This is a genomic window from Myxococcus xanthus, from assembly GCF_013116825.1.
Taxonomy (GTDB): domain Bacteria; phylum Myxococcota; class Myxococcia; order Myxococcales; family Myxococcaceae; genus Myxococcus; species Myxococcus xanthus_B.
The window spans coordinates 115,145-135,054 of the sequence record NZ_JABFNS010000004.1; the positions used below are offsets into that span (position 1 = coordinate 115,145).

Genomic DNA, 19,910 nt, shown 5'->3' on the forward strand with positions numbered 1-19,910 from the left:
CTAGTCCTCGAGGGACAGTCCTTCGTGCACGAGGTGCAGCTCTTCGATACCGACATCCGTGGCGCGAGCGTTGAAGTCGGCCGCCTTGAACTTCACCGGCATGGCGCGCTCCAGCTTGTAGGTGAGCACCGTCTGGGTCCCTCCGTCCTCCGACGGGGCCTTGAGGCGGATTCGCACGGTGCACCGGTACCCGTAGTCGCCGCCCGTCACCCGCATGAACCAGCGAGCCAGCCGCTCGCCCGACGAGAGGCCTCGCTTGAGCACCACGGTGCCAAAGCTCACCGGCCCGGCGCGCTGCACGGCGCCCAGGTTGTGGCCGCCCACGCGAATGGCCTTGGGCTCCATGGTGGCTTCCAGACCCGTGCACTCGGAGAAGGCTCCGTCCACGGGAGCCTCTTCCGGGCCACTGCCCGACAGCGGCTCGGGCTGGAAGGTGAGCTCGAAGCGGAAGGTGTGCAGTGGCCAGAGGTCTCCGCTCATGCGGCTTCCTCCTGCTGGAGCGACACGTCACCCTCCAACGCGGAGAGAAGGACCTGCACCCGTTCGATGGCCGCCGCGGGAGCCAATTCCACCAGCGCGATGAGCCGCCCGTTATCGAGGTCGTCCTGCGTCATGGTCGTCCGGTCACACCGCACTGAGAACGCCTCGCGCGGCGTCGCTCCTCGCAGAGCGCCCTCCGCGAAGAACCGGCCGAGCACGGACTCCATCCGGTAGCGCAGCGCCAACCAGGTGTCCTGGTTGGAAGGTGAAAACGTCAGGTCCGAGCCGAGTTGCCTCGCCGCTCGCAGCACCGAGGAGATGAGCCGGCTCACCGGAGCCTGACGGTGGCTGTCCCTCTGGCTGGACGTCACGTCGGACAACACCTGCATCCCGCGGGGCGTGGGTCCCAGCAACGTGACGCGCTCGCCCAGTGCGCGCAGCGGCGAACCCGGCTCGCGCGGCTCCTGGTCCAGGCGTGTTGGGATTGGGAAGACCTCTCGTACCTCCACGAGCCCCAGTCCCAGGGCGCTTCGGAAGGTGCCGCGAAGCAGTGCGTTGCGTGCCAGCACCCCCGTCAGCGCCCCGTCAGGGGCCGCCAACCGCTCCGGAAGTCCCTCCGAGGACGCGGTCCTCAGCCACGGATAGGCGAGCTGGATGAACGCGCTCTGAAATGGGGTGAGCACTCCGCTGGAATGGAGGAACGCGCCCAGTTCCTGCGTCGCGGCGCGCTTGCCCGCGGGAGTATCGAAGACCAGGCTTGTCGAGGGCAGCGGCAGCGCCGCGACCAGGTGCGTCTCCCGCAGGTGCCTGTCGCGGAGGAGCTCGGCCACTACAGCGAGGAACGCCGCCCAGTCCAGGTAGGCGGTGAGTCCGCAGCGCGGCGCTGCGCGCTCCGGCGTCTTCCACTCGGACCCGGTGGCCGCGCCATGCGTGGCGCACTCCACGAACCCCGGGGCACCCGCGGGTGGCAGGCGAGGGATGGGGAGTGGCTCGGGCGCATCCGCCACCAGCTCCGGCAGGTCTGGAAGGCAGAGGAAGGACACATCCTGCAGGCCGAACAGGTGGGCCGCGCCGTGCCACGTCGTGCGGTCCGCGGCGGAGGCGGGGTGCTCCATGCCGGGAGGCGCCGGCACTCTGCTGCCCGGCAGCAGCAGGTTCAGCCGCCTGAGCCGCGTGGCGCGCTCCGCCCCTCGGGTGAGCGGGTCCGCCATGCGCACCACGTAGCACTTGCGCCCGCCCTGGACGAAGAATGCCTGCACCGCCGCGCCCAGGGCGGTGAACTCGTCGGGAGCGGTTCCGGCGCGGCCTCGCCAGTCGAAGATGCGCTCGAAGGCGGCGAAGCTCTCGAAGGGCAGGGGGACGTCGGTGAGCGGGGCCTGCGGGTCGGTGGGGTCCACGCGGAGCGTGGGGGCGGTCATCCACCCTTGCTCGAACAGGTAGCGCGACAGCGCGGCGGGTACGGACGCGCCCGGCCGACGGCGGACGAAGCCCACGAAGAGGGCAACGTCCATCCGCTCGGGCGCGGTGGGCGCCACGCGTTCTGTGACTTCGAAGGTCAGTCGCCGCATGGCCCGGGAGCTCCCCCTGATGCTCCGCTCAGTCCACGTCCGGGAAGCCCATCCGCACCGTTTCCGCGGCGAGGACGAGCTCTTCCATGGCCACGTCTCCGCCACCCTTGGCGGCCAGCGTGGGGCCGGTGAACTTCATGGGCGTGACGTTCACCAGCTTCCAGGACTGCACGGGGTTGCGCGCCTCGTCGAGCAAGCGGATGGTGACGGCGGCCTTGCGTCCCAGCGGACCGTTGCGGCGGACGTCCTCCACCCATGTCCAGATGGCCCGCGAGTCGACGACGCCACGCTTGAGGGTGACGTCGCCCGTCTTGAAGGCGCCGGGCACCTTGCGCACGTGGTTCTCCGGGTCGCTGCCCTCGCGGTACTCGGAGAGGGTGACTTCGGTGCTGAGTCCGGACACGTCGGAGAACCCACCGAAGGACGTGCCGTCGAAGCTGATTTCGAAATTGAAGGCGCCGTAGGGCGTGGGGCGGGTAGGCATGGCGGCGAGTCCTTTGCGTTAGGTCCGGGCATCCGCCGTCTTCTGGCCGATGCGGAAGATGACGAACTCAGCGGGCTTCACCACCGCCACGCCGATGAGGCAGACGAGCCGGCCGTTATCGAGGTCGTTCTGGTCCATGGTGGTGCGGTCACACCGGACGAAGAACGCCTGCTTCGGGTCCGTCCCCAACAGCGCGCCGGTGCGCCACTGGTTCTCCAAGAAGCTGCCAATCGTCTCGCGGATGTTGGCCCACAGTCGCTCGCCATTGGGCTCGAACACGGCCCACTGCGTGCCTTCGTCCACGGAGCGCTCCAGGAAGTTGAAGTAGCGCCGCACGTTCACGTACTTCCATTCCGGGTCGGAGCTGACGGTGCGAGCGCCCCACACGCGGTAGCCGCGTCCCGGGAAGAAGCGCAGGCAATTGATGCCCTGTGGGTTGAGCGTCTCCTGCTGCGCGAAGTGGATGTCCTGCTCGAAGCGCAGCGCGCCACGGACCACTTCATTCGCGGGCGCCTTGAACACGCCGCGCTCGATGTCGCTGCGGGCGTAGATGCCGCACAGGAAGGCGGACGGCGGCAGCGCGATTTCACGAGGGACATCGGCAGCCTCGGACCCGGCCAGCGGGTTGGCGACGACGACCCAGGGGTAGTAGAGCGCGGCCTTGGTCGAGTCCACCTGCGCGCGAAGTGCCAGCGCGTCCTGCGGCCCGTATCCGCGCGGCGTGTCCAGCACCGCGATGCGATAGGCACGGCGTCGCTCCGCGGCGCTGATGAGCCCGAGCCTCACGGCCTGCGCCGACGCATACGCCGAGGAGCCCGGCGCGGCGATGATGGAGATGTCTTCCACGCCGCCCAGCCGCTCGAACGCGTCTTCGTACGAGGCTGCGCTCGGCTCGCTCCCGTCGGAACCACCGGTGAGCGTGAAGGGGCCCGCTGCCAGCGCCGTGCGCAGGGCGAACGCGGACACGCCGGTGCCCGCCTCGAACGCGTACATCCGCTCCATCTGCTCGGAGAGCGTGGCGGGCGAAGGGGTGAGCACGTGGCCCAGGTAACGGGGATGGGCGCGGTCCACGCCCAGCCCTTCATACAACCGCTCCTGCCCGTCACCGTCCTGCGTGGTGACGGTGAGCGTGACGAACTGGCTGTCCCCGGGCAGTTGCTGGAACTGCGACGCGGTGTCGTTCGGCAGCGGCAACGTGTCACTGCCGTTGGACCAGGTGCCGTTCGCCTGCTTCAACCACCAGGTCACCCCCGCCGTGCCGTCCGTCCCGGGCTCCGAGGTGGCCGCGTCCAGGCCCAGCGCGCTGGAGCTCACCGAGGCCACCTCCAACGAATGGCTGGCACCGGGGAGCGGGTGGCTGATGACGAGCTTGTTGTCATCGACGGATGCCGTGGCGTTGGCACCCAGGAGTACCTGGATGTCCGCGAGGGACACCGCGCCCAGGTCGCTCACGTTGCTCTGCGGGTCCGCCGCGTTGTCGACCGTCTGTGCAGCGAGCTTGAGCTGCGGGTTGGCCGAGACCTGGATGATGGCTCCGGTACCGCGGGCATCGGTGCCCAGGAGGAGACGGCCGACGGGCGCGGCGTCATCCGCGCCGCTGAGCCGGGCGTACCCCCCCCGAAGCTGCCGGTTGAGCGTGTCCACGACCTCTGCGGGCGTCAACGGCGTATCGGTGGGCAGGGTGAGGGTCTGCGCCTGTCCGCCGAGGGTGACGGTGAGCGTCTGGTTGGCTTCGAGGAACGTCGTCGAAGGGTCGAGCTCCGCCGCCGCCGCGGCTTCGGCATTGCGCCCGGAGAAGGTGAGGGTGACGTCGGTGTTCCCGTCGAACGTCAGCGTGAGCGTGGTGCCATCGGGGACGTTGAAGGGCGGGGGCAGGGTGCCCACGACGCGTGCGGCCGAGGCGGCGGTCTGATTCAGCCGGACCAGGCTGCCCGTGGGCGCGCGCCGCATGGCGCCGACCGTGGCGGGCGCGAGCACCTCCCGGACGCTGATGCTCCCGTTGCCCGCACGGCCGGGGAACCTCGCGGTGAAGCGTGCGCGCAGGTTCGCGTCCGCGTTGGGGATGACGTCCGCGCCAGCGGTGGCATTGGCCGGCGTCCCCGAGAAGGCGCGAGCCACGTAGAGGCGGGAGCCGCCCTCGTTGAAGTAGGCGCGGACCGAGTGCGCCAGGTAGTTGGTCGTCTCCTGGGTGCCGGTGAGGTCCAGGTCCGCGAGGCCGCCAAAGAGCCGGACGAATTCGGGGAAGCTCGTCACCAGCGACGGGGTGCCGGAAACAGGGCCCTTGCGTGCCGGGCCCGCGAAGCCGCTGGTGCTGGTGCTGACGCCCTCGATGGACCTGGCTCGGAAACTCGTCTCTTCGACGTAGACACCGGGTGCGAGATATTCAGGCACGCGAGCCCCCACTTTCTCGTTACGTGGCGCGCGGTCGCGCCGTCATTGGTCTGCGTTTAGAGCTCGACCCAATCGAGCTTGATGGTGGTGGTGACCTCTTCGCCGGCGGCGACGTCGAGGGTGCTGCTCAAGGGGTGGAAGTCCTGGGAGAGTGCGTCGGGGTCCGGAGGCTGCGGCAATGCCGACCAGGCAGCGGCCAGGCTGAAGGTGAAGTGGACGGGGGCTTCGGGATTGCCCCAGTCCGCGATGGGAATGCCGGGCACGAGGATGAGCGCGTCACCCCGCTCGTTCGACAGGCCCCAGCGCGTGATTTCCGGGTCGGCCAGCGCGAGCGACACCAGCGCGCCGGGCAGGGACGTGTCGTGGGCGTCCACGACACGGAGCCGCACCACGGCACTGCGCGCGGACGGGCGCATCAGCGGCGACGGGTAGAGCGTGACGTCGACGGGGCGGAAGACGGAATCTGGCGGGAGCGGCTGGCCCGTGGGCGGAGCCGTCGCGTCTCGTGGCAATTCGAGCGTGAAGCTCCGGGCAAGATAGTGGCGTGTGGGGTCGCTCGCCACCAGGGTGAAGGCGGCTGCGGCGGGAAGCGGGTCCGGCAGCTCGAAGCTCGCCGCGTAGTCGGAGAAGCCCGGCGCGTCCGTCACCACGTGCAGCCCGCGGACGTTGCGAGCGAAGCGGAGGCCTTGCCCCGCGACGGTGATGGGCTCCGTGAGAGGGCGTTGTGTCTCCGCGTCGAGGAAGCGGATGGCGGCCAGGGCGCGGCTCTCGGTGCGTTCAAGAATCATCGCCTGGGCACCTCGTCCGTGAAGTCGAAGCGCCGCGCGACGACGGGCCGTCCAGCGGGTTTGCCCTGCACGTCGATGCAGACGACGCGGGCGACGTACGTGACGGAAGGGCGATAGGGGCGTCGCAAGGCGTCCCACATCCGCAAGATGTCTTCTTGAGGGATTTCCGCCGGGACGATTTGCACCAGCTCGTCCGGGCGCCAGACGCCCACGGGGGACAGGTCAGAGGCGCTCAACGCGTTGTGCGTGTGAAGCTGCAACATGACCCAGGCCATGATGCGGTGCTCGTCGTCGACGTTTTCAGCCCAGACCGTGAGCAGGTAATGCAGGTCCAGCGCGAGCGGCGGAGGCGCTTCCGCGCGTGGCTCATTGCGGAGGTGTTCGTTGACGGCGACGCGGTAGAGAAAGAGGGTGACGCCTGGGACTTCGACTGGAGGGGTGTTTGTCTCGCTTCCAGCCATCTTTCCGCTTGGGACGAGCTCGAAACGGCACGTGGGCAGGCCTTCGGGCTCGTGAGACAACTCGTAGGCGTGTCTCAGATATGAGACCAGCGAATCGCCTACCGAATAGATGGCGGAAAAGCCGGCCACGTTGGTCCCCCCAAGTGCACCGCGTGTATGTTCTAAAGGTGAATGAGATTCGCCTTCGAGTGTGGATATGGTGTCGAGATATCCACCTTGAGTCAAGTCACCTCATGCGGTGGGTGAATTGCTTGGGACCTGTTGAGACGGTGGGAGATGCCTATCGAGGTGCCTGAAGCCGGGCGAGCAGCGCGCGGACGATGTCTTCGGCGTTCGCGTCAAGCCCGTCGAGCAGGGCCTTCCATTCCTCAGGCGGTTCATCGCCACGCTGTTCCAGGGCGGAGAGCAGCGGTTGGACGCGTGCGGTCAGGTCCGGGAGTTCAACGCCACGGGCGCCGAGGTCCTGCTGCAGCGAGCCGAGGAGCTGTAACAATTCGGCGGGTGTCTCAGGGCCTCGTGTGGCTGCGCCGTGCACGCTGCCTGGCACGGAGCGCAGCGCGTGCTCCATCAGGTTTCCGAGCCAGGTGGCCATCGCTGGGGCATCGAAGTTCTCGGGAGCGCTGGGCGGGATGCCCGTATCGCTGGGCTGGGAGCGCGGCGGGGTGGCGTCCTCCGCATCGAAGCGGGCGCCGGTGCGGTCGCACCCGGTCCACTGCACGCCGTCCACGATGGCGCCTCGGAAGTCCGCGTGGCGGAAGCTTCCGCCTGACACGTTGGCACCCGTCAGGTCGGCGCCGCGAAAGTCCGCCTCGTCCAGCCGCACGTCCACGAGTGACGCGCCCGTGAGGTCCGCGCCTCGTAGCTCCACGCCGACGCCTTCCGCGCCGTCGAGCACGGCTTCGCGGAGGATGGCGCGTGAGAACGATGTCTCCGAGAGCCTAGCCTTTCGCAGGTCGGCTTGGGACAGGTCCGTGCCGCGCGCGGAGCTGTCCTCGATGCGGGTCTCGGAGAGCCGAGCCCGTCGCAGGTCGGCGCCGTCGAGCCGGCACAGCCGGAGCGTCGCACCTTCCAGCACGGCTTCCTCGAGAACCGCGCGCTCCAGTGAACAGGCGGTGAGCCGCACGCCACGGAGGCTGGCGCCGCGCAGGCTGGCCTGGCCCAGCTCGAGAGTGTCTCCGTGCAGGCCATCAAGCTGGGCGCCCACGAGGTCGGCACCGTGGAGCTGAAGGTCACGCGCGCGTGCCTTTCGCTGCTGAAGGGCCTGCAGGGTGTCGCGCGCGCTGGAGGTCATGCCTGCCTCCGACCCATGAGGCCGAGCGCATGGAACTTCTCATGGAGCCGGACGATGAGCGCCGCGGCGCCATCATCGCCAGGGGCGGCGGTGTCGAACGCTTCGACGAAGACACTGGCGACCTCGTGCGCTTCCTCCGGTGTCAGCGAGGGGGGAACGAGCCGTTGAGCGACGGGGCGGCTCTCATATTCGTCTCTCAGTCGAGTCGTCTCATGGGCCAGGGCCTTGCTGAGGAGGGGCGCCAAGGCGCTGGCGGCCTTCTCCCGGGACTCGTGCTTGGGGCGCCAGAACGACCAGTCGAAGAGCATTCCTTGCAGGGCCTCGACGAGGTGCTCCCATTCGTAGCTCCGGACCTTGACGGGCCCTGGCAGGGCCGCAACGAGCCAGATTGCGAACCAGCTTGCGAAACTCCGAGTGAGCTCCTCGGTTGTCATCGTCGGAGGACTTGGGCGCGTGAGCACGTTGTCACCCGCGACCAACTTCGGGTCGAACGGTCGCATGACATCGCTGCTCATCGCCTCAAACAGGTCGAGCGGCGTGAGTGTGTCATCGACGTCTACTTCTTGCCCTCGGTACCCCGGAGCCTTTCCGAGCGACCTTCGGACCTCTGCCACGAGTGGCGTTGGGCCTTCGAACTGCAGGCGAGCACTCTGATCTCGATATTCGACCTCGAGCCAGACGGCGATTTCCTTCTTGAAGCGCGCGAACGGCGATGAGAGCGGGGTCATCAATCGGTAACGGAACATTGCTCAATTTCCAGGCGTGCTTGTGGTAGTGGGCATCGGGAGACCGGCTCGGGCCCTCGTCCGCTGGACAACACCTAGCACGTAGAAGAAATGCTCCGGGTCTTGACGATAGAGTTGCGCCATTTCCATTGGATCGTTGAAGCGCTCAAGGCCCATCGTGACGACCTCGGTCGCCGGGCTGTCGTAGACCTTCCCAACGTACTTGTCGATGAACCCGCCCTCGTAGGCATGTTCGTAGGGTTTGTAGGATTCGATGCCGGTGAGCGTACGCAACGGTTTCGTCTCGATGGGTTGCCCCGGTTGGACGAACCGCCGGGCGCGGGCTTCGACGAAGGACTTGGATGCGGAAGAGATCTCGGGTTCGACGTGCTCGATGCGGTGGGAGAGTTCGTGGTGCATCTTCGTTGATGAAGGTTTGTCTCCGACGTTGATGTATCGCGCGGCATGAAAATACTCCGCACGGTTGTCGTCAGCCCTGGGCCCCTTGGTCAAGAAGAATCCTTCTGGCGGCGCATTGCCCGTCATTCGGTAATGATCGGCAATGTCTGCGCGAACCTCCGCCTCTGTTCGGCGATGGGCATGGATGGCCTTCAGGCCCTCTGGTGTTATGGCCGGAGCATCTGCAATCGCCGCTGCATGCGGGGTCGCTTCTCCCAGGAGGGCATTGCGCAATTCGCTCATGATCTCCGCGGCCTTCGCCTTGTTCGCGGAGGAGCGACTCTCCATTGACGTCAGCAGCCAGTCTCGGGCGTTCTCGTACCGGTTGTACTCATGAGAGAGGTCTGCTTGTTGGGCCTCGATACGTTCGATTTCTGCCTTGTTCGCCACGTAGTCCTTCCGGAGGTCTCCGAGGTCTTTCTGCATGATCGGATCGTTGGAGATCTCCTGCATTCGAGTGTTGAACTCTGCCAACGCGGCGGTGTCGCCCGGATAGACTTTATGGACCAATTCGTCCAGTCGGCTCCGCATTCCCTTGGAGATGCTCTCCATGAAGTCGATGCCGTTCTTGATGAATTCGAGGTGAGGCGCGCTCGCGGACGGAGCGTCGATGTTGCCAGACCAGCCCACCGTCTGACGTGCTCGCCCATCTGGATTGAACTCAATGTCGTCAAAAGTGTCGGGCTTGTCCTTGGGCTTCGTGCCGGTGGTGCTGGACGCGGCTGCCTGGCCGTCCAACTCCGCTTCTGCGTTGGCGCGCGGATTCTTACCAACAAGGGATTCGGGACTTAGGGCGGGCTCTGTCTCGGACTTCGAGTGAAGCGTTGTGCTGGGGTCCGACTGGGCTTCAGGGCGCGGAGGAGTCGCGGTGCTCGCAACGTCTGCCTCGGGCCGTGGGGGTGATGCGACGTCGGTCTCCACCTCGGGGCGTGGGGGCGTGGCGACGTCTGTTTCCGCAGTGGGACGTGCCGTCGTGACGTCGGCCTCGGCTTCGGGGCGGGGACTTACGGTCGTCACGGCCTCGCTCTCCGCTGGAGGCCGAGGAGCGATGGACTCGCGGAAAGCGCGGGCCCGTGAGCCGGGCACGACACCTGCGCCGCGAGCCATCCACCGTTGCTGAACGCGCTTGATGCGAGGGACTTCGCCGAATCCGCCGGTGACGACGGACATCAGTACGGACATCCCCAGCGCACTCCAGGAGAACTCACCCGTGATGAGCTGGGTGGCGACTTCGAGCACTGCATCCGCGGCGATGTTGGCCACGAACTGAAGGGCCACGCTCTTGACGGCGTTCTGGATGAGGGCACCCGCGCCCGCGCCGAACACCCCGCCAATCGCACCCATCAGCGCGGCCTTGCCGACGCCCGCCATGAGTCGCTCGCCCGATGCCCAGTTGTTGAGGACCTGGATGGCGGCCGACGTCGCCGCGCCGACAATGGCACCGCCCACGATGGTGCCAATGGTCGCGGCTGCCGCTCCGGCGCCCAGCGCGCTCGCCGCCGCGCCTACCGCGCCGATGACCGCCGGGCCCACGACCAGTGCCACCACGATGACAATGGCGATGATGAGCACCACCGCCAGCACGCCCTTCCAGGCGGGCTGTTCCTTCGACGCCGCCTCTTGGGCCTGGATGGGAATGTCGCAGTTGAGCTGCGCCTTGGAGTCGCGGAGGCTCTGTTCCAGCGCGTCCGCGGAGTCCACCAGTGCGCTCTCGACATGGGTGAGAATCGTCGTGCAGGTCGTCTGGAAGCCGGTGGCCACGGTCTCCAGGCCGGTGGCTCCGTCTGAAGCCACCTGTTGTGCTTGTGTGGTGAACGCGTCGCGCTGCTGGCCGAAGCTCGTGGTCGCTCCTGCGGCCAATGCGCCCATGGATGCCGTGAAGGAATCAACCAGGCCCGCTGTCGCTTCCTCGGAGGACTGGCCCAGCCGCAGCATGGCCTCTAGCCCTTGGTTCCCCACGCCGTCCACGCGCTCCAGGGCGCCGGCGGCTCCCTGCTCCACCTGGGAGACGAGGCCATCCAGCCCGCCTTCGAGCCCGCCCATGGCTTGCCCGAGGATGCGCTCCAGGTGTTCGCCCTCCGGAGCGGACTGCGTGGCGAACAGGTCGCGCACGCCCGTGAGCGCCTGCACCAGGGTGTCGATGGCGCCCGTCACGGCGTTCTGGATGGACGTCGCCGAGGCGAAGGCCGCCAACTCGATGAGGACCTGTTGCAGGTAGCCCGTGTCATTCACGGACTGGCGCTGGTCGTGCTCGTGGCGGTCCAGCCGGGCCAACTCGGCGATGAATGCCGAGTCGACGGAGGCCATCAGCGAGTCGCGCGTGGTCTCCGCCTGCGTCAGGGCTTGTGTCCGGCTGCTTTCGAGCGCGGCGACGAGTTGCTCGTACTGCGTGTCGAGCGTCTCGCGGGCACGGCGGGCCGCGGCGATGACGCCGCAGCGGTCCAACTGGCGCCCCTTCATCGCCTCGCCGGCCTGCTTCGTGGCCGTGTCCACCAGGCTCTTGCGATAGCCCTTGGCCGTCTCGCGCGCGGCCTTCATCTGGGCCTCGGCGCGGCGGTCGGTCAGGTAGCCCGCGAAGAAGCTGTCCTTCTTGTTGATCTTGCAGCCTTTATATTTCTCCGCGTACTCCTCGCCGAGTTGGACGCACTCATCGCCCACTGTCGGGCCGAGTGCTTCGTGGGCAATGCGGGCTTGGGCGTAGAGGGAGTTGACGCTGTCCAGCGTGGTGGACTCCTGCTCGTCAACGAGCATCAGGCTGGAGTCGTAGACGGCCCGGAGCGACTCGATCGCACTGTCGGTCTCCGAGTGGATGGTGGAGACGGTGGTGGAATGCTCGGACAGGACTTGCTGGCGGGCTCCCTCGGCCTGGACGGTGGCGGCGACGCGCGCCTGCTCCACGCTGGCGCTGATGGCCGCCTTCTGTTCCTCCATGGAGGCGGAGATCGCGCTCTTGTACGTCTCGGCGAGCGCGCCGATGCGGGCTGGAACGTCATCCAGCGTCAGGAGAACCGCGTCCTCGATTCGATTGGCCGCCTGAAGGAAGAACGCGTCCGCGCGTGAGTTCGCGTCAACACGTCGCGCGTCGTCCGCCGACGTCGCAGCTGGCGCCGGGACGAACTGCACGCCGCCTCGGAGCGAAATGGCCCCGGCCCCGGCGTTGGCGAGCGAGGCGGACGCACTGCCATGCGCCGCTACGGCATCCCACCGCTGGACTTCGGTCGTGGCGATGGCTTCGTCCAGTGGCGCACCAGCGGCCTCATTCGCGGCGTCTTCCGCTGGGGCTTCTCCGTTGCCCCCAACTGCCTCCGAGGACTGTGCGGCCGCGGCGTCGCCCGTGGGGGCTCCTTCCGCGGAAGCGCCCGAGGCTTCGGGGGCAGAAGCGTTGCTGTCCAGCGTGGACTGCGCGGGCGCGGCGGCTTCCGTGGAGGAGGGCGCCTGCTCGGAGATGGCTTCCTCGATGGGGCAGTTGTCCTGCTCCTCGGCATCGGGACTGACGCTGGAGGCGGCTTCCTGCGACTCAGTGGACGCTGGCTCGGGAGGATCTTGTTCTGGCCTCACCGCCGGCTCTTCAATGGCCTCCGTGTAGCAGGTTGCGTTCTGGGGGCCGCCGCCCGCGCAGGTCTGTGCGCCCTCGGCGCCGCCGGGAGGGGCGGCCGTGTCGCTCGTGGGCTCAGTTGGACCGGAAGTCAGTGCATCCGTCGCGGGGCCCGCCGCGGCGCCAAGCGCGCTGCCAGCGGCCCCCGAGCCGCTGTCAGTGGACTGTCCATCCTGGGCCGAGCGGCCTTCGGTCGATTCGCGCGAACCGCCGGTGGAGGTGCCACCGCCACCTCGCGGCCTGGGCATTCGGGAGGGTGCCGCAGGCGGTTCGAAGAGGCGGTGGACGTTGGCTGCGAGGAAGGGCTGGACGGGCGCTGCGCCCGGAGACGTTACCGTCACCGGAGGACCGGAGGGGCCCACCGCGCGGTCGAGGATGGGCTCGGCGGTTTCGCCTCGGACCACGGCGTCAGCGGCCTCATCGGCCTGGCGCTCGTAGGGGTCTCCTGGGTGGCCGACGCCGTCATGGAGTTGTACGCCGGAGCGCTGCTGAACAGCATGCGCCGCTTCGTGTGCTGCCAGTCTCAGGTCAGGTGGGCCACGAAAGGCGATGCGATTGCCCATCGTAAACGCATGGGCCCCCATCCGGTCGCTCGCGAGCGCGGCCTCACCGCCCACACGGGCTGTGACGTTCGACAGGTCATGGCGGCCGAACGCCTGCTGAAGTTGTGCGAAGTGGGGAAGGGGAGCGCTGGCATCCTTCACACCTGCATGGGCCTCGCGCCGGATGGTCGCGGGCCGTGACTCCACGGTGCCTCCGGCTGCCTGTGGCTGCACCGCGTCCTTCTCCCCGCACGCCGCGCACGGGCCACCTCCGGATTCACATGCCCCGCACTTCGCCTGGACCGGAGGCCCGAGGGGGGACCCCAATCCACCTTGCATGTAACGCGGGACGCTCGATGCCGAGTTGGGGCGGGCGCGTGCGCCAGGGCCGCTCTCGCCGGACCGCCCGCGCAGGAAGGCGGGAACACCGGGGGCGGACCGCTCCGACGGCGCGCTCTCAGGACGTCTGGATGAATCCGAAGGCCGGGTCGACTCACTCCGGCGTACCGACTTTGACGTCGCTCGGCTCACGGATGCGCGCCCCCTGATGATTCATACCGGAGGAGTTCACGTGTTCACTGTCAGTGTCAATGGGCGGCACTGTGGTGAACTGAAGCCGACTGTGAGAGCCCGGCGGGGCCGGAGATTTCGCCGGCGCGAATCCCAATCCGACCTGGGAGGTTTGGAATTGACGCAGCCGGAGCAAGCTAAGGCGCGGGTGGGACGTGTTCAAGCAGACGCGGTTTGGAGCATGTCTCAGGAAGGCCGAGCCGGCGGCGTGGACGCGCATTGAGGCACACGCCCCCGTTGTCGTTACGGCTCGTCGAGCGCGTCTAGCTGAACCTGGGCAAGCTCGCGGTAGAACGGGACGACTTCAACATTGAGCAGTTCCAGGAAGGGCGCGCGTGCGGCGTCAAGGTCGCCTGCCTCCTGGTGCTTGATTGCTTCGGTGATGGCACGCGACAGGCGCCGCGAGCCCACCCGGATACGCTTCGCAATCTCTTTGAGCAGCGCGGCGGCGCTCACATCGTCCTGGAGTGCCTGGGTGACTTCCTGTGGCGCTATGGCTACTTCGGAAGCGGTATTGGTCAGGAGCGCGCGGTTTTCATCCGTGAGAACGAGCGGTTCTCCAAGGTCGGTAACGCGGCGGTTCAACTCCCTGATTTCGTGCCAAGTGCGGTGTTCCGACATCGAAAGCCCCTATCGACTTCTACGGCTGCAAAGGGTCAAGTCCCGAATCGTGAGTAGGAGGGGGGCGGGGGAGGACTCGGAGGCATCAAGCAGCGGCGGGGGCAGGGGATTTCAGCAGGAACATGTCGAGGTAGCGGCGGTCATCCCAGACGCCGGTGACCTCAATCGCGACTACGTATACTTGGCTCGCCTGGACAGCGCCGAGGTGGTCCTCCGATGCGGGCTACTCCGGATCAAGCGCCCAGGTTCCGTTTTCCCAGTGCCTCAGGGGCATGATTGCGTCGAGGGCGCCGATGCCTCCTTCCATCGCCGCAGCCTCCAACACGGCCTTGGCTTCCGCCGTCCGGTAGCGGAGCAAGAACCCAGCCGCCATGGCTCGAACATCCGTACGAGGATGCTTCAGCAGCACGGCGAGGGCCTCTCGCCCAGTATCCCCCTGCGCGCGTAGCGCCTGAAGCGCGGCGGTGTACTGCTTGGCGTGCTTGTTCCCCGTCCTGGAATCTCCTCGATGAATGGCATCAGTCTGGGCCGCGACATTCCGAGCGAACTGCTCGACCAGTTCTTCCAACTTCATCACCAGACCTACGGGAACGTCACGCCGGAGAGCGTGATGGCACGCAGCCCGCCCGAGCCCCACAGCTTCAGGGTGAACGGCCCCTGCGCAGCATCCGGCGTCGCTTCCGCTTCCACCACGACGCGCCCGAACGGATAGCGCGAGATGGGAGCCTTTTGCCAGACGGTCAGGATCTTCAGGGACGTGCCCGGCTTGCTCACCAGCGATGCACCTTCCGCGGTCCAGGGGTTCGCGGCGTCCGGGTTCTCGAACTCCACCGCTACGGCCACGCGAACAGGGGCGCGATAACTCCAAGCCCGGTGTGCCCAGAGTGCGTTGCCTGGATGCTGACGAACCTCTTCGTTGACGCGGAGGAACTTCGCGGCGACGCCCTCCTCGTCTTGGATGACACCGTTGGCCAGGAGGCCCGCGATGCCGCTCGGTTCCCGCTGTTCCGCCCTCATCCGCGCGTTCTCCTCGTGGCACTGCTGGGTCTCCGCTCGGGCCTCCTTCGCCTCCTGCTGGTAGGACTCCGCCGTGCGCGCCTGTCGCCACACCTCGACGATGCGCTCTCCGCGCGCGGGGTGGGCGACGAGGACGAAGGCCGCACCGAGGGGGACCGAGCCATCCTGGAAGCGCACCGTCAGCAGTAGGCGTTCGCCGGGTAGGAGCTGCTCCGAGGGCACCAGCCGGAGCGTGCTTCGCCCGAGGTCCACGAGCGAAAAGCGCTCTTCGCCTTCGAGCACGACCTTCGCCGGATCCAGGGCGGAGTCGAACTCGAAGGACGTGGACATGCGTGGGCTTATCTGAACCTCGGGGGGCGGCACCGCCGAGGATGGCTCCGCCGAGATTTCGACGCGGCGCACCCCAAGGCCCGAGACCGTGGGAGACGGTTGGGCGGGCGCGGCTCCAGATGCGAGCACGAGCACCACGAAAAAGGCGATGGGCGACGCGGGCACGGTCGGTCCTCACTCGAAGCTGCGCACGGCCTTCAAATCCAGGCTGGAGTAGACGGTGGCCGTGCCGGGGGCTCGGGTGGGCTCCATCTTCAGGAGTCCGATGCGGCCGTCCTCCGGTTCAACGAACTGCACGCAGACGGGGATGCGCTCATTCTTGGGAGTACGCGCCTCGGTGAGTCGTCCGTAGACCCGCTCTGGACCGACGAGGAGCTGCCCGGAGAACAGGGTTCCCGGCGGCATGCGTCCCCAAGCGACTCCCATGCGGACCGTGGTCGTGCCCTCACGGACCTTGATGTTTCTGCCACCTTTGCCAGGGCTCAGGTCGAACGTGGTTGAAGGCCGCGCGAGGCCGGGGGCGAAAAGGCCGAGCTGTTCCATGGCCTCAACGGCCCCGGGAGGACAGTCCTCGGGAGGCGGCGTCGGGCGCACCTGGGAACCAGGGCACGCCATCGAAAGGCAGGCCGCGACACCCAGGCCAATCGCCTTGCCAACGGCTGTGCCCCGGAGGCGCTGCGGCTCGGGCTGGGGGAGCATGCCGGTGTCCTTCTTCATCTTCACGGAGGCCTTCTCCTTGGAATACGTCGCGGGAACGGCGACGGCCGCAAGGGTGGATGCTCCATCGAGCGAGCCTGCGGCCTCGTCAGCTTCCAGTGGCCTCCAGGGTGCCGCCACTTCCTGACCGGGACTCCAGGACGTGGGAACGAACGCGGAACCGCCGGGGAGCGAGCCCACGGTGACATGGGCATGGGGCGCCATCCCGTGACGTGCGGCAGGAGGGGAGGAGGGCATCAGTCCGCGCGCGAGCACCATCCCGCCCACAATCAAGACCACCAGGAGCGCCATCCAGGCCGCTACGCGCAGGGCATTGGAATGGCTGGCATGTGCCGCGGGCGGCGGCTCGAACGGGATGGCCACCGCGTTTGCATCGGGTTCGTACGCGTCCCCAGCTTGTGGCGGACGAGGCCCTCGACGAGGCCGGGCCTTGCGCCGCTTCAGCCACTGCGCCAGCTCGTCTTCGACCGCTTGCGGCGCCTCCGCGAGCGTGGTGGCGGTGTCCGCGCCATGGGCGTCACAGAGCTTCACGTCCCAGGCTTCGTCCGCCTGGGCCAGCAGGGACTCCAGCTCCGCGCACAGCGCGTCGGCGTCGGGGTGCCGCTCCTCGGGCGTCTTGGCCAGCAGGCGCATGCACACGTCGCCGAGGGCCCCGGGGACGCGCGGGTTGAGCGCCTGGGGCGGTCTGGGGGCGCGGTTGAGCACGGCCTCCACGCCTTCGGCCTCGTCCGGCAGGAAGGGCTGCCTGCCCGTCAGGAGCCAATAGAGCACGACGCCCAGCGCGTACATGTCATCCGAGGGGCGGGGCTGGTAGGAGCGGCCACGCTCGTCGCCGTGCTCCTGCTGGAAGCGCCAGGCCTCGGGCGCGCGGTACTCCAGGGTGCCCGGCGGGAGCACGCCGCCGGTGATGCTGGGGGCGCTCTCGTACCCGCCCGCGCCGAAGTCCACCACCACCGCCTCGCCGTCCGAGTCGCGCACGACGACGTTGCTCTCCTTCAAGTCCCGGTGCACCACCTTCGCCCGGTGCGCGGCGCCCAGCCCGCGCGCCACACCGAGCACCTTGTGCACCACCTCACGGGCCGAGGGGTTCTCCTCCGTGGCCCACACGTCCAGGCGGCGCCCCTCCACGTAGTCCATGACGATGAAGAAGGACTGGGGCGCCTCGTCCGGCCACTGGCCGTGTCCACGGATGCGCACCAGGTTGGCGTGCTTGAGCCGCAGGAGGATGGCCACCTCGCGCTCCGCCCACTCGGCCAGCCCCCAGAGCGGGATGAGCTTGAGCGCGGAGCTCCGCTCTCCACGCCGGGCGCGGTACACGGCGCCGAAGCCCCCGGCCCCCAGCCGCTCCTCCACCAGGTATCCGCCAATGTCCGTGCCCGGGGGCACGACGGGATGCAGACGCGGGCTCACGAGTCCTCTCCTTCGGCGGGGCGTACGGGCTCGGCGTTCCTGGACATGCGCTCAACGGGCAATGGAACTCGTGAGGGCTCCCCCCGCGAAGCAACGTGGGAGGGGCATAGACCTTGGACGGATACCATGGTTGAACCTGTTGAGGTATATGCTCGGAGTGCCGTCCCCGCGGCATTCTCCTCTTTTCCCAGGTCTCTTCATGTACGCGAAGCTCTCCCAGCGGATTGGAACCCAGGTCCGCGCTGCCCGGCATCGAGCGGGCCTGTCGCAGGCCCAGGTGGCCGAGGCCATCCACGTGCCGACGCTGGTGCTCAGTCGCCTGGAGCGCGGCAGGTTGTTGCCCAGCCTCCCCACGTTGGTGGACCTGTGCGGCGTCCTTCGTGTCTCCGTGGACCTCCTCCTGAGCGGCGAGGGTCTGGCGTTTCCCGCGCCCGAGGGGGCCGGCCAGTAGGTGGGGCGGCGCCGTGTGACAGGGGGCTCGTCGCGCATCGACACGGCCGCCAAGATGCGGCAGGAAGGGCGTTCCCGAGTCGCGGGCCTCCTGCCCGCGGCAGACGGGGTCCTCGGTGTTCCTGGTACCTCGACGCATGAACGAAGAACTGGCGACCCGCATTGGAAGTGCCGCCCGAGAGGCCCGGACGCAGCTCGGGCTCACGCAGGCGGAAGTGGCCGAGAAGCTGGGCCTGGCGCACATGGTCTACAGCCGCCTGGAGCGCGGGAAGATGCTGCCCAGCGTGCAGACGCTGCTGCGGATGTGCGCGGTGCTGCGCATCGGCTCGGACGAGCTGCTGGGGCTCGCGGACGCGGAGGAGGGGAAGGGGGCGCGAGGCCCGGGCGGAGCGCCCAGGCTGCGGCAGCTCACCGGCCTCGCACGAAAGATGGACGAGGAGCAACTCGACGCCCTCGTGAAGGTGGCCCAGGTGCTGCTGCGTTGACGCTGCGCCCGGCCGCCCGCGCTCACTTCGCGTTCGGCGTGAGCGTCGCTTCGTCGGCGTCCAGTCCCTCGGGGAAGATGCCCGCTTCGTCGAGCTCCACCCGGTCGCGCAGGACGGACGCGTCCGACAGCATCCGCGCCAGCTCCTCAGCCGCCTCCTTCCGTCCGAAGGGCTGGGACTGTGCCGCGAGCGCCGCCCGCAGGGCATCGCGCAGCTCGGCGGCCGAGGTGTAGCGCTCGGAGGGCTTGCGCTGGAGGGCCTTGTGGATGATGGCCTTGAGCGTGTCCGGCAGGCCCGCCATCGCGTCCTCCACGTCCTCGGGGCGGTAGCGGCTGACGAGCGCGATCATCTGCGTGAGGGGCACGGAGGGCGCCTCCTCCGTCTTCACGTCCAGGGCGGCGATGGGGGCCTGCGCGTCCTCCAGGTCGAAGAGGTGCTTGCACGTCAGCATCTCCATGAGGACCAGGCCCAGGGAGAAGATATCGGACCGGCGATCCATGGGCTTGCGGTGCAGGTACTCGGGCGAGGCGTACGCCACGTCGCCCTTGAGCAGGAGGCACGGGGTCTCCTCCCGGCCCACCATGAGCGAGTAGGCGGCGCCGAAGTCCGTCACCTTCACCTCGCCGCTCCGGGCCACGCGGATGTTCCGGGGGGCGACGTCGCGGTGGATTGGAGCGCCTCCACGGCGAGGTGACGCGCCGCATCCGCGGCGTCGACGCCTTCCCGGACCGCGCCAGCGCCCTGCTCCTCATCATCGCCGTCGCACTTGTAGTCACCGGCGTTTGGGATGACCGCCGCTACCTCGACATGTCCCTGATGAAATCAATCCCTGACACCGCCGCTGCATGATGCCGCCAAGGAGCCTTCCTCCCCCGAGCCCCCTCCGAACCAACTACACAGGATTCGGGACTTGACCCTCGCCGCACCGTGCGGCCCTCGCGCACTTCCTATTGGAAACTCGCCGTTACTGGGCCGGGCTCTTCCACTGCTACGACGTCGACGGGCTGCCTCGAACCAACAACGCCCTGGAGCAGCTCTTCGGCAGTGCTCGCTGCCACGAGCGCCGGTCTTCAGGACGGCGGCGTGGCAGCGAGAGTCTGGTGGTGCGCGGGCAGGTACGCATCGTTGCCGCAGCCGCCACCCGACTGGCCCCTGTGCAGGGCCACGAACTCGCACCGACGGATACGGCCTACTGGATCAAGCTGCGCACTACCCTCCGCGAGCGCAGACGCCCCGCCTCATGGGCCGACACTTTCGCCAGGACCCCGCCGCCTACCTCCGCGCACTCGAAGAGCAGCTCAGGAGCATTTTGCCGGCGTAGCCTTTTTTAGCTATGCCACCTTGCCCGGGGATGTTGAAGGTGTCAGGACGCATGCGGCGCTCCCGGCTTCCAGCCAGCCATTTCAAGGGGACAGATCCAGAAGCTCAAGCTGGCGCTCTGCGACCGATTGCCCCCCGGGAGTCAGGGTCACCGAAGACCCTGGTAGCCAGGGGGATCCTTGCTATTGAGGCTGTTTCGTTCTGAT

Annotated in this window: 16 protein-coding genes and 2 pseudogenes; 3 read left to right on the forward strand and 15 right to left on the reverse strand. The window is 68.0% G+C overall.

Going from position 1 to position 19,910, the window contains the following annotated elements; genetic code table 11:
* The 14 genes and pseudogenes from HNV26_RS02345 to HNV26_RS02405 form a co-directional block, all read right to left on the reverse strand.
* The gene (locus HNV26_RS02345) at positions 1–480 is read right to left on the reverse strand and encodes a phage tail protein (protein ID WP_140793178.1); all 480 of its coding nucleotides are present in this window, start codon (positions 478–480) and stop codon (positions 1–3) included.
* On the reverse strand, positions 477–2,048 hold the full coding sequence (locus tag HNV26_RS02350; protein ID WP_171442891.1) for a phage tail sheath protein: 1,572 nt from the start codon (positions 2,046–2,048) through the stop codon (positions 477–479). The genes HNV26_RS02345 and HNV26_RS02350 overlap by 4 nt, the downstream gene beginning before the upstream one ends.
* Before the next feature lie 28 nt (positions 2,049–2,076).
* The gene (locus HNV26_RS02355; RefSeq protein ID WP_011554491.1) at positions 2,077–2,532 is read right to left on the reverse strand and encodes a phage tail protein; all 456 of its coding nucleotides are present in this window, start codon (positions 2,530–2,532) and stop codon (positions 2,077–2,079) included.
* 18 nt (positions 2,533–2,550) lie between these two features.
* Positions 2,551–4,923, reverse strand: a complete 2,373-nt coding sequence (locus HNV26_RS39165) for a phage tail sheath family protein (protein ID WP_366816732.1) — start codon at positions 4,921–4,923, stop codon at positions 2,551–2,553.
* 56 nt (positions 4,924–4,979) lie between these two features.
* A complete protein-coding gene (locus HNV26_RS02365; protein WP_171442893.1) occupies positions 4,980–5,711 on the reverse strand; it encodes a hypothetical protein in 732 nt (243 codons plus the stop codon).
* Complete coding sequence (locus HNV26_RS02370; protein ID WP_074960177.1) at positions 5,708–6,301, reverse strand: Pvc16 family protein; 594 nt, start codon at positions 6,299–6,301, stop codon at positions 5,708–5,710. Before HNV26_RS02370 ends, HNV26_RS02365 begins: the two co-directional genes overlap by 4 nt.
* Positions 6,302–6,452: 151 nt before the next feature.
* The gene (locus HNV26_RS02375) at positions 6,453–7,463 is read right to left on the reverse strand and encodes a pentapeptide repeat-containing protein (RefSeq protein WP_171442894.1); all 1,011 of its coding nucleotides are present in this window, start codon (positions 7,461–7,463) and stop codon (positions 6,453–6,455) included.
* Positions 7,460–7,963: a hypothetical protein gene (locus HNV26_RS02380; RefSeq protein WP_253816131.1), complete on the reverse strand. Its 504-nt coding sequence runs from the start codon at positions 7,961–7,963 to the stop codon at positions 7,460–7,462. The genes HNV26_RS02375 and HNV26_RS02380 overlap by 4 nt, the downstream gene beginning before the upstream one ends.
* Positions 7,964–8,212: 249 nt before the next feature.
* Positions 8,213–11,545, reverse strand: coding sequence for a hypothetical protein (locus HNV26_RS02385; protein ID WP_366816734.1), 3,333 nt, complete (start codon positions 11,543–11,545; stop codon positions 8,213–8,215).
* Between the two features lie 1,233 nt (positions 11,546–12,778).
* Positions 12,779–13,123, reverse strand: a pseudogene (locus HNV26_RS39170) (eCIS core domain-containing protein); the annotation flags it as partial.
* Between the two features lie 474 nt (positions 13,124–13,597).
* Positions 13,598–13,975 (reverse strand): DUSAM domain-containing protein, encoded by a 378-nt coding sequence (locus HNV26_RS02390; protein WP_171442897.1) that lies wholly within the window; start codon positions 13,973–13,975, stop codon positions 13,598–13,600.
* 223 nt (positions 13,976–14,198) lie between these two features.
* A complete protein-coding gene (locus HNV26_RS02395) occupies positions 14,199–14,549 on the reverse strand; it encodes a DUF2019 domain-containing protein (RefSeq protein ID WP_171442898.1) in 351 nt (116 codons plus the stop codon).
* Between the two features lie 8 nt (positions 14,550–14,557).
* Complete coding sequence (locus tag HNV26_RS02400) at positions 14,558–15,487, reverse strand: DUF2381 family protein (protein ID WP_171442899.1); 930 nt, start codon at positions 15,485–15,487, stop codon at positions 14,558–14,560.
* 9 nt (positions 15,488–15,496) lie between these two features.
* Entirely contained in the window at positions 15,497–17,449 is a 1,953-nt protein-coding gene (locus HNV26_RS02405) for a serine/threonine protein kinase (protein ID WP_171442900.1), read from the reverse strand.
* 199 nt (positions 17,450–17,648) lie between these two features.
* Between HNV26_RS02405 and HNV26_RS02410 the strand changes: the two genes are divergently transcribed.
* Entirely contained in the window at positions 17,649–17,900 is a 252-nt protein-coding gene (locus tag HNV26_RS02410) for a helix-turn-helix domain-containing protein (RefSeq protein ID WP_253816134.1), read from the forward strand.
* 136 nt (positions 17,901–18,036) lie between these two features.
* Positions 18,037–18,384 (forward strand): helix-turn-helix transcriptional regulator, encoded by a 348-nt coding sequence (locus tag HNV26_RS02415; protein ID WP_020479164.1) that lies wholly within the window; start codon positions 18,037–18,039, stop codon positions 18,382–18,384.
* A 22-nt stretch (positions 18,385–18,406) separates the two neighbouring features.
* Here HNV26_RS02415 and HNV26_RS02420 read toward each other — a convergent pair whose 3' ends face one another.
* The gene (locus tag HNV26_RS02420) at positions 18,407–19,021 is read right to left on the reverse strand and encodes a protein kinase domain-containing protein (protein ID WP_366816733.1); all 615 of its coding nucleotides are present in this window, start codon (positions 19,019–19,021) and stop codon (positions 18,407–18,409) included.
* Between the two features lie 17 nt (positions 19,022–19,038).
* Between HNV26_RS02420 and HNV26_RS02425 the strand changes: the two are divergent.
* A pseudogene (locus HNV26_RS02425) lies at positions 19,039–19,233 on the forward strand (IS256 family transposase); the annotation flags it as partial.
* Positions 19,234–19,910: the final 677 nt, after the last annotated feature.

Bases quoted from the DNA above. Each gene is read 5' to 3' on its own strand.
- HNV26_RS02375 (WP_171442894.1), bottom strand. From the start codon at position 7,463: ATGACCTCCAGCGCGCGCGACACCCTGCAGGCCCTTCAGCAGCGAAAG.
- HNV26_RS02410 (WP_253816134.1), top strand. From the start codon at position 17,649: ATGTACGCGAAGCTCTCCCAGCGGATTGGAACCCAGGTCCGCGCTGCC.
- HNV26_RS02380 (WP_253816131.1), bottom strand. From the start codon at position 7,963: ATGCGACCGTTCGACCCGAAGTTGGTCGCGGGTGACAACGTGCTCACG.
- HNV26_RS02415 (WP_020479164.1), top strand. From the start codon at position 18,037: ATGAACGAAGAACTGGCGACCCGCATTGGAAGTGCCGCCCGAGAGGCC.
- HNV26_RS02355 (WP_011554491.1), bottom strand. From the start codon at position 2,532: ATGCCTACCCGCCCCACGCCCTACGGCGCCTTCAATTTCGAAATCAGC.
- HNV26_RS02345 (WP_140793178.1), bottom strand. From the start codon at position 480: ATGAGCGGAGACCTCTGGCCACTGCACACCTTCCGCTTCGAGCTCACC.
- HNV26_RS02395 (WP_171442898.1), bottom strand. From the start codon at position 14,549: ATGAAGTTGGAAGAACTGGTCGAGCAGTTCGCTCGGAATGTCGCGGCC.
- HNV26_RS02390 (WP_171442897.1), bottom strand. From the start codon at position 13,975: ATGTCGGAACACCGCACTTGGCACGAAATCAGGGAGTTGAACCGCCGC.
- HNV26_RS02365 (WP_171442893.1), bottom strand. From the start codon at position 5,711: ATGATTCTTGAACGCACCGAGAGCCGCGCCCTGGCCGCCATCCGCTTC.
- HNV26_RS02350 (WP_171442891.1), bottom strand. From the start codon at position 2,048: ATGCGGCGACTGACCTTCGAAGTCACAGAACGCGTGGCGCCCACCGCG.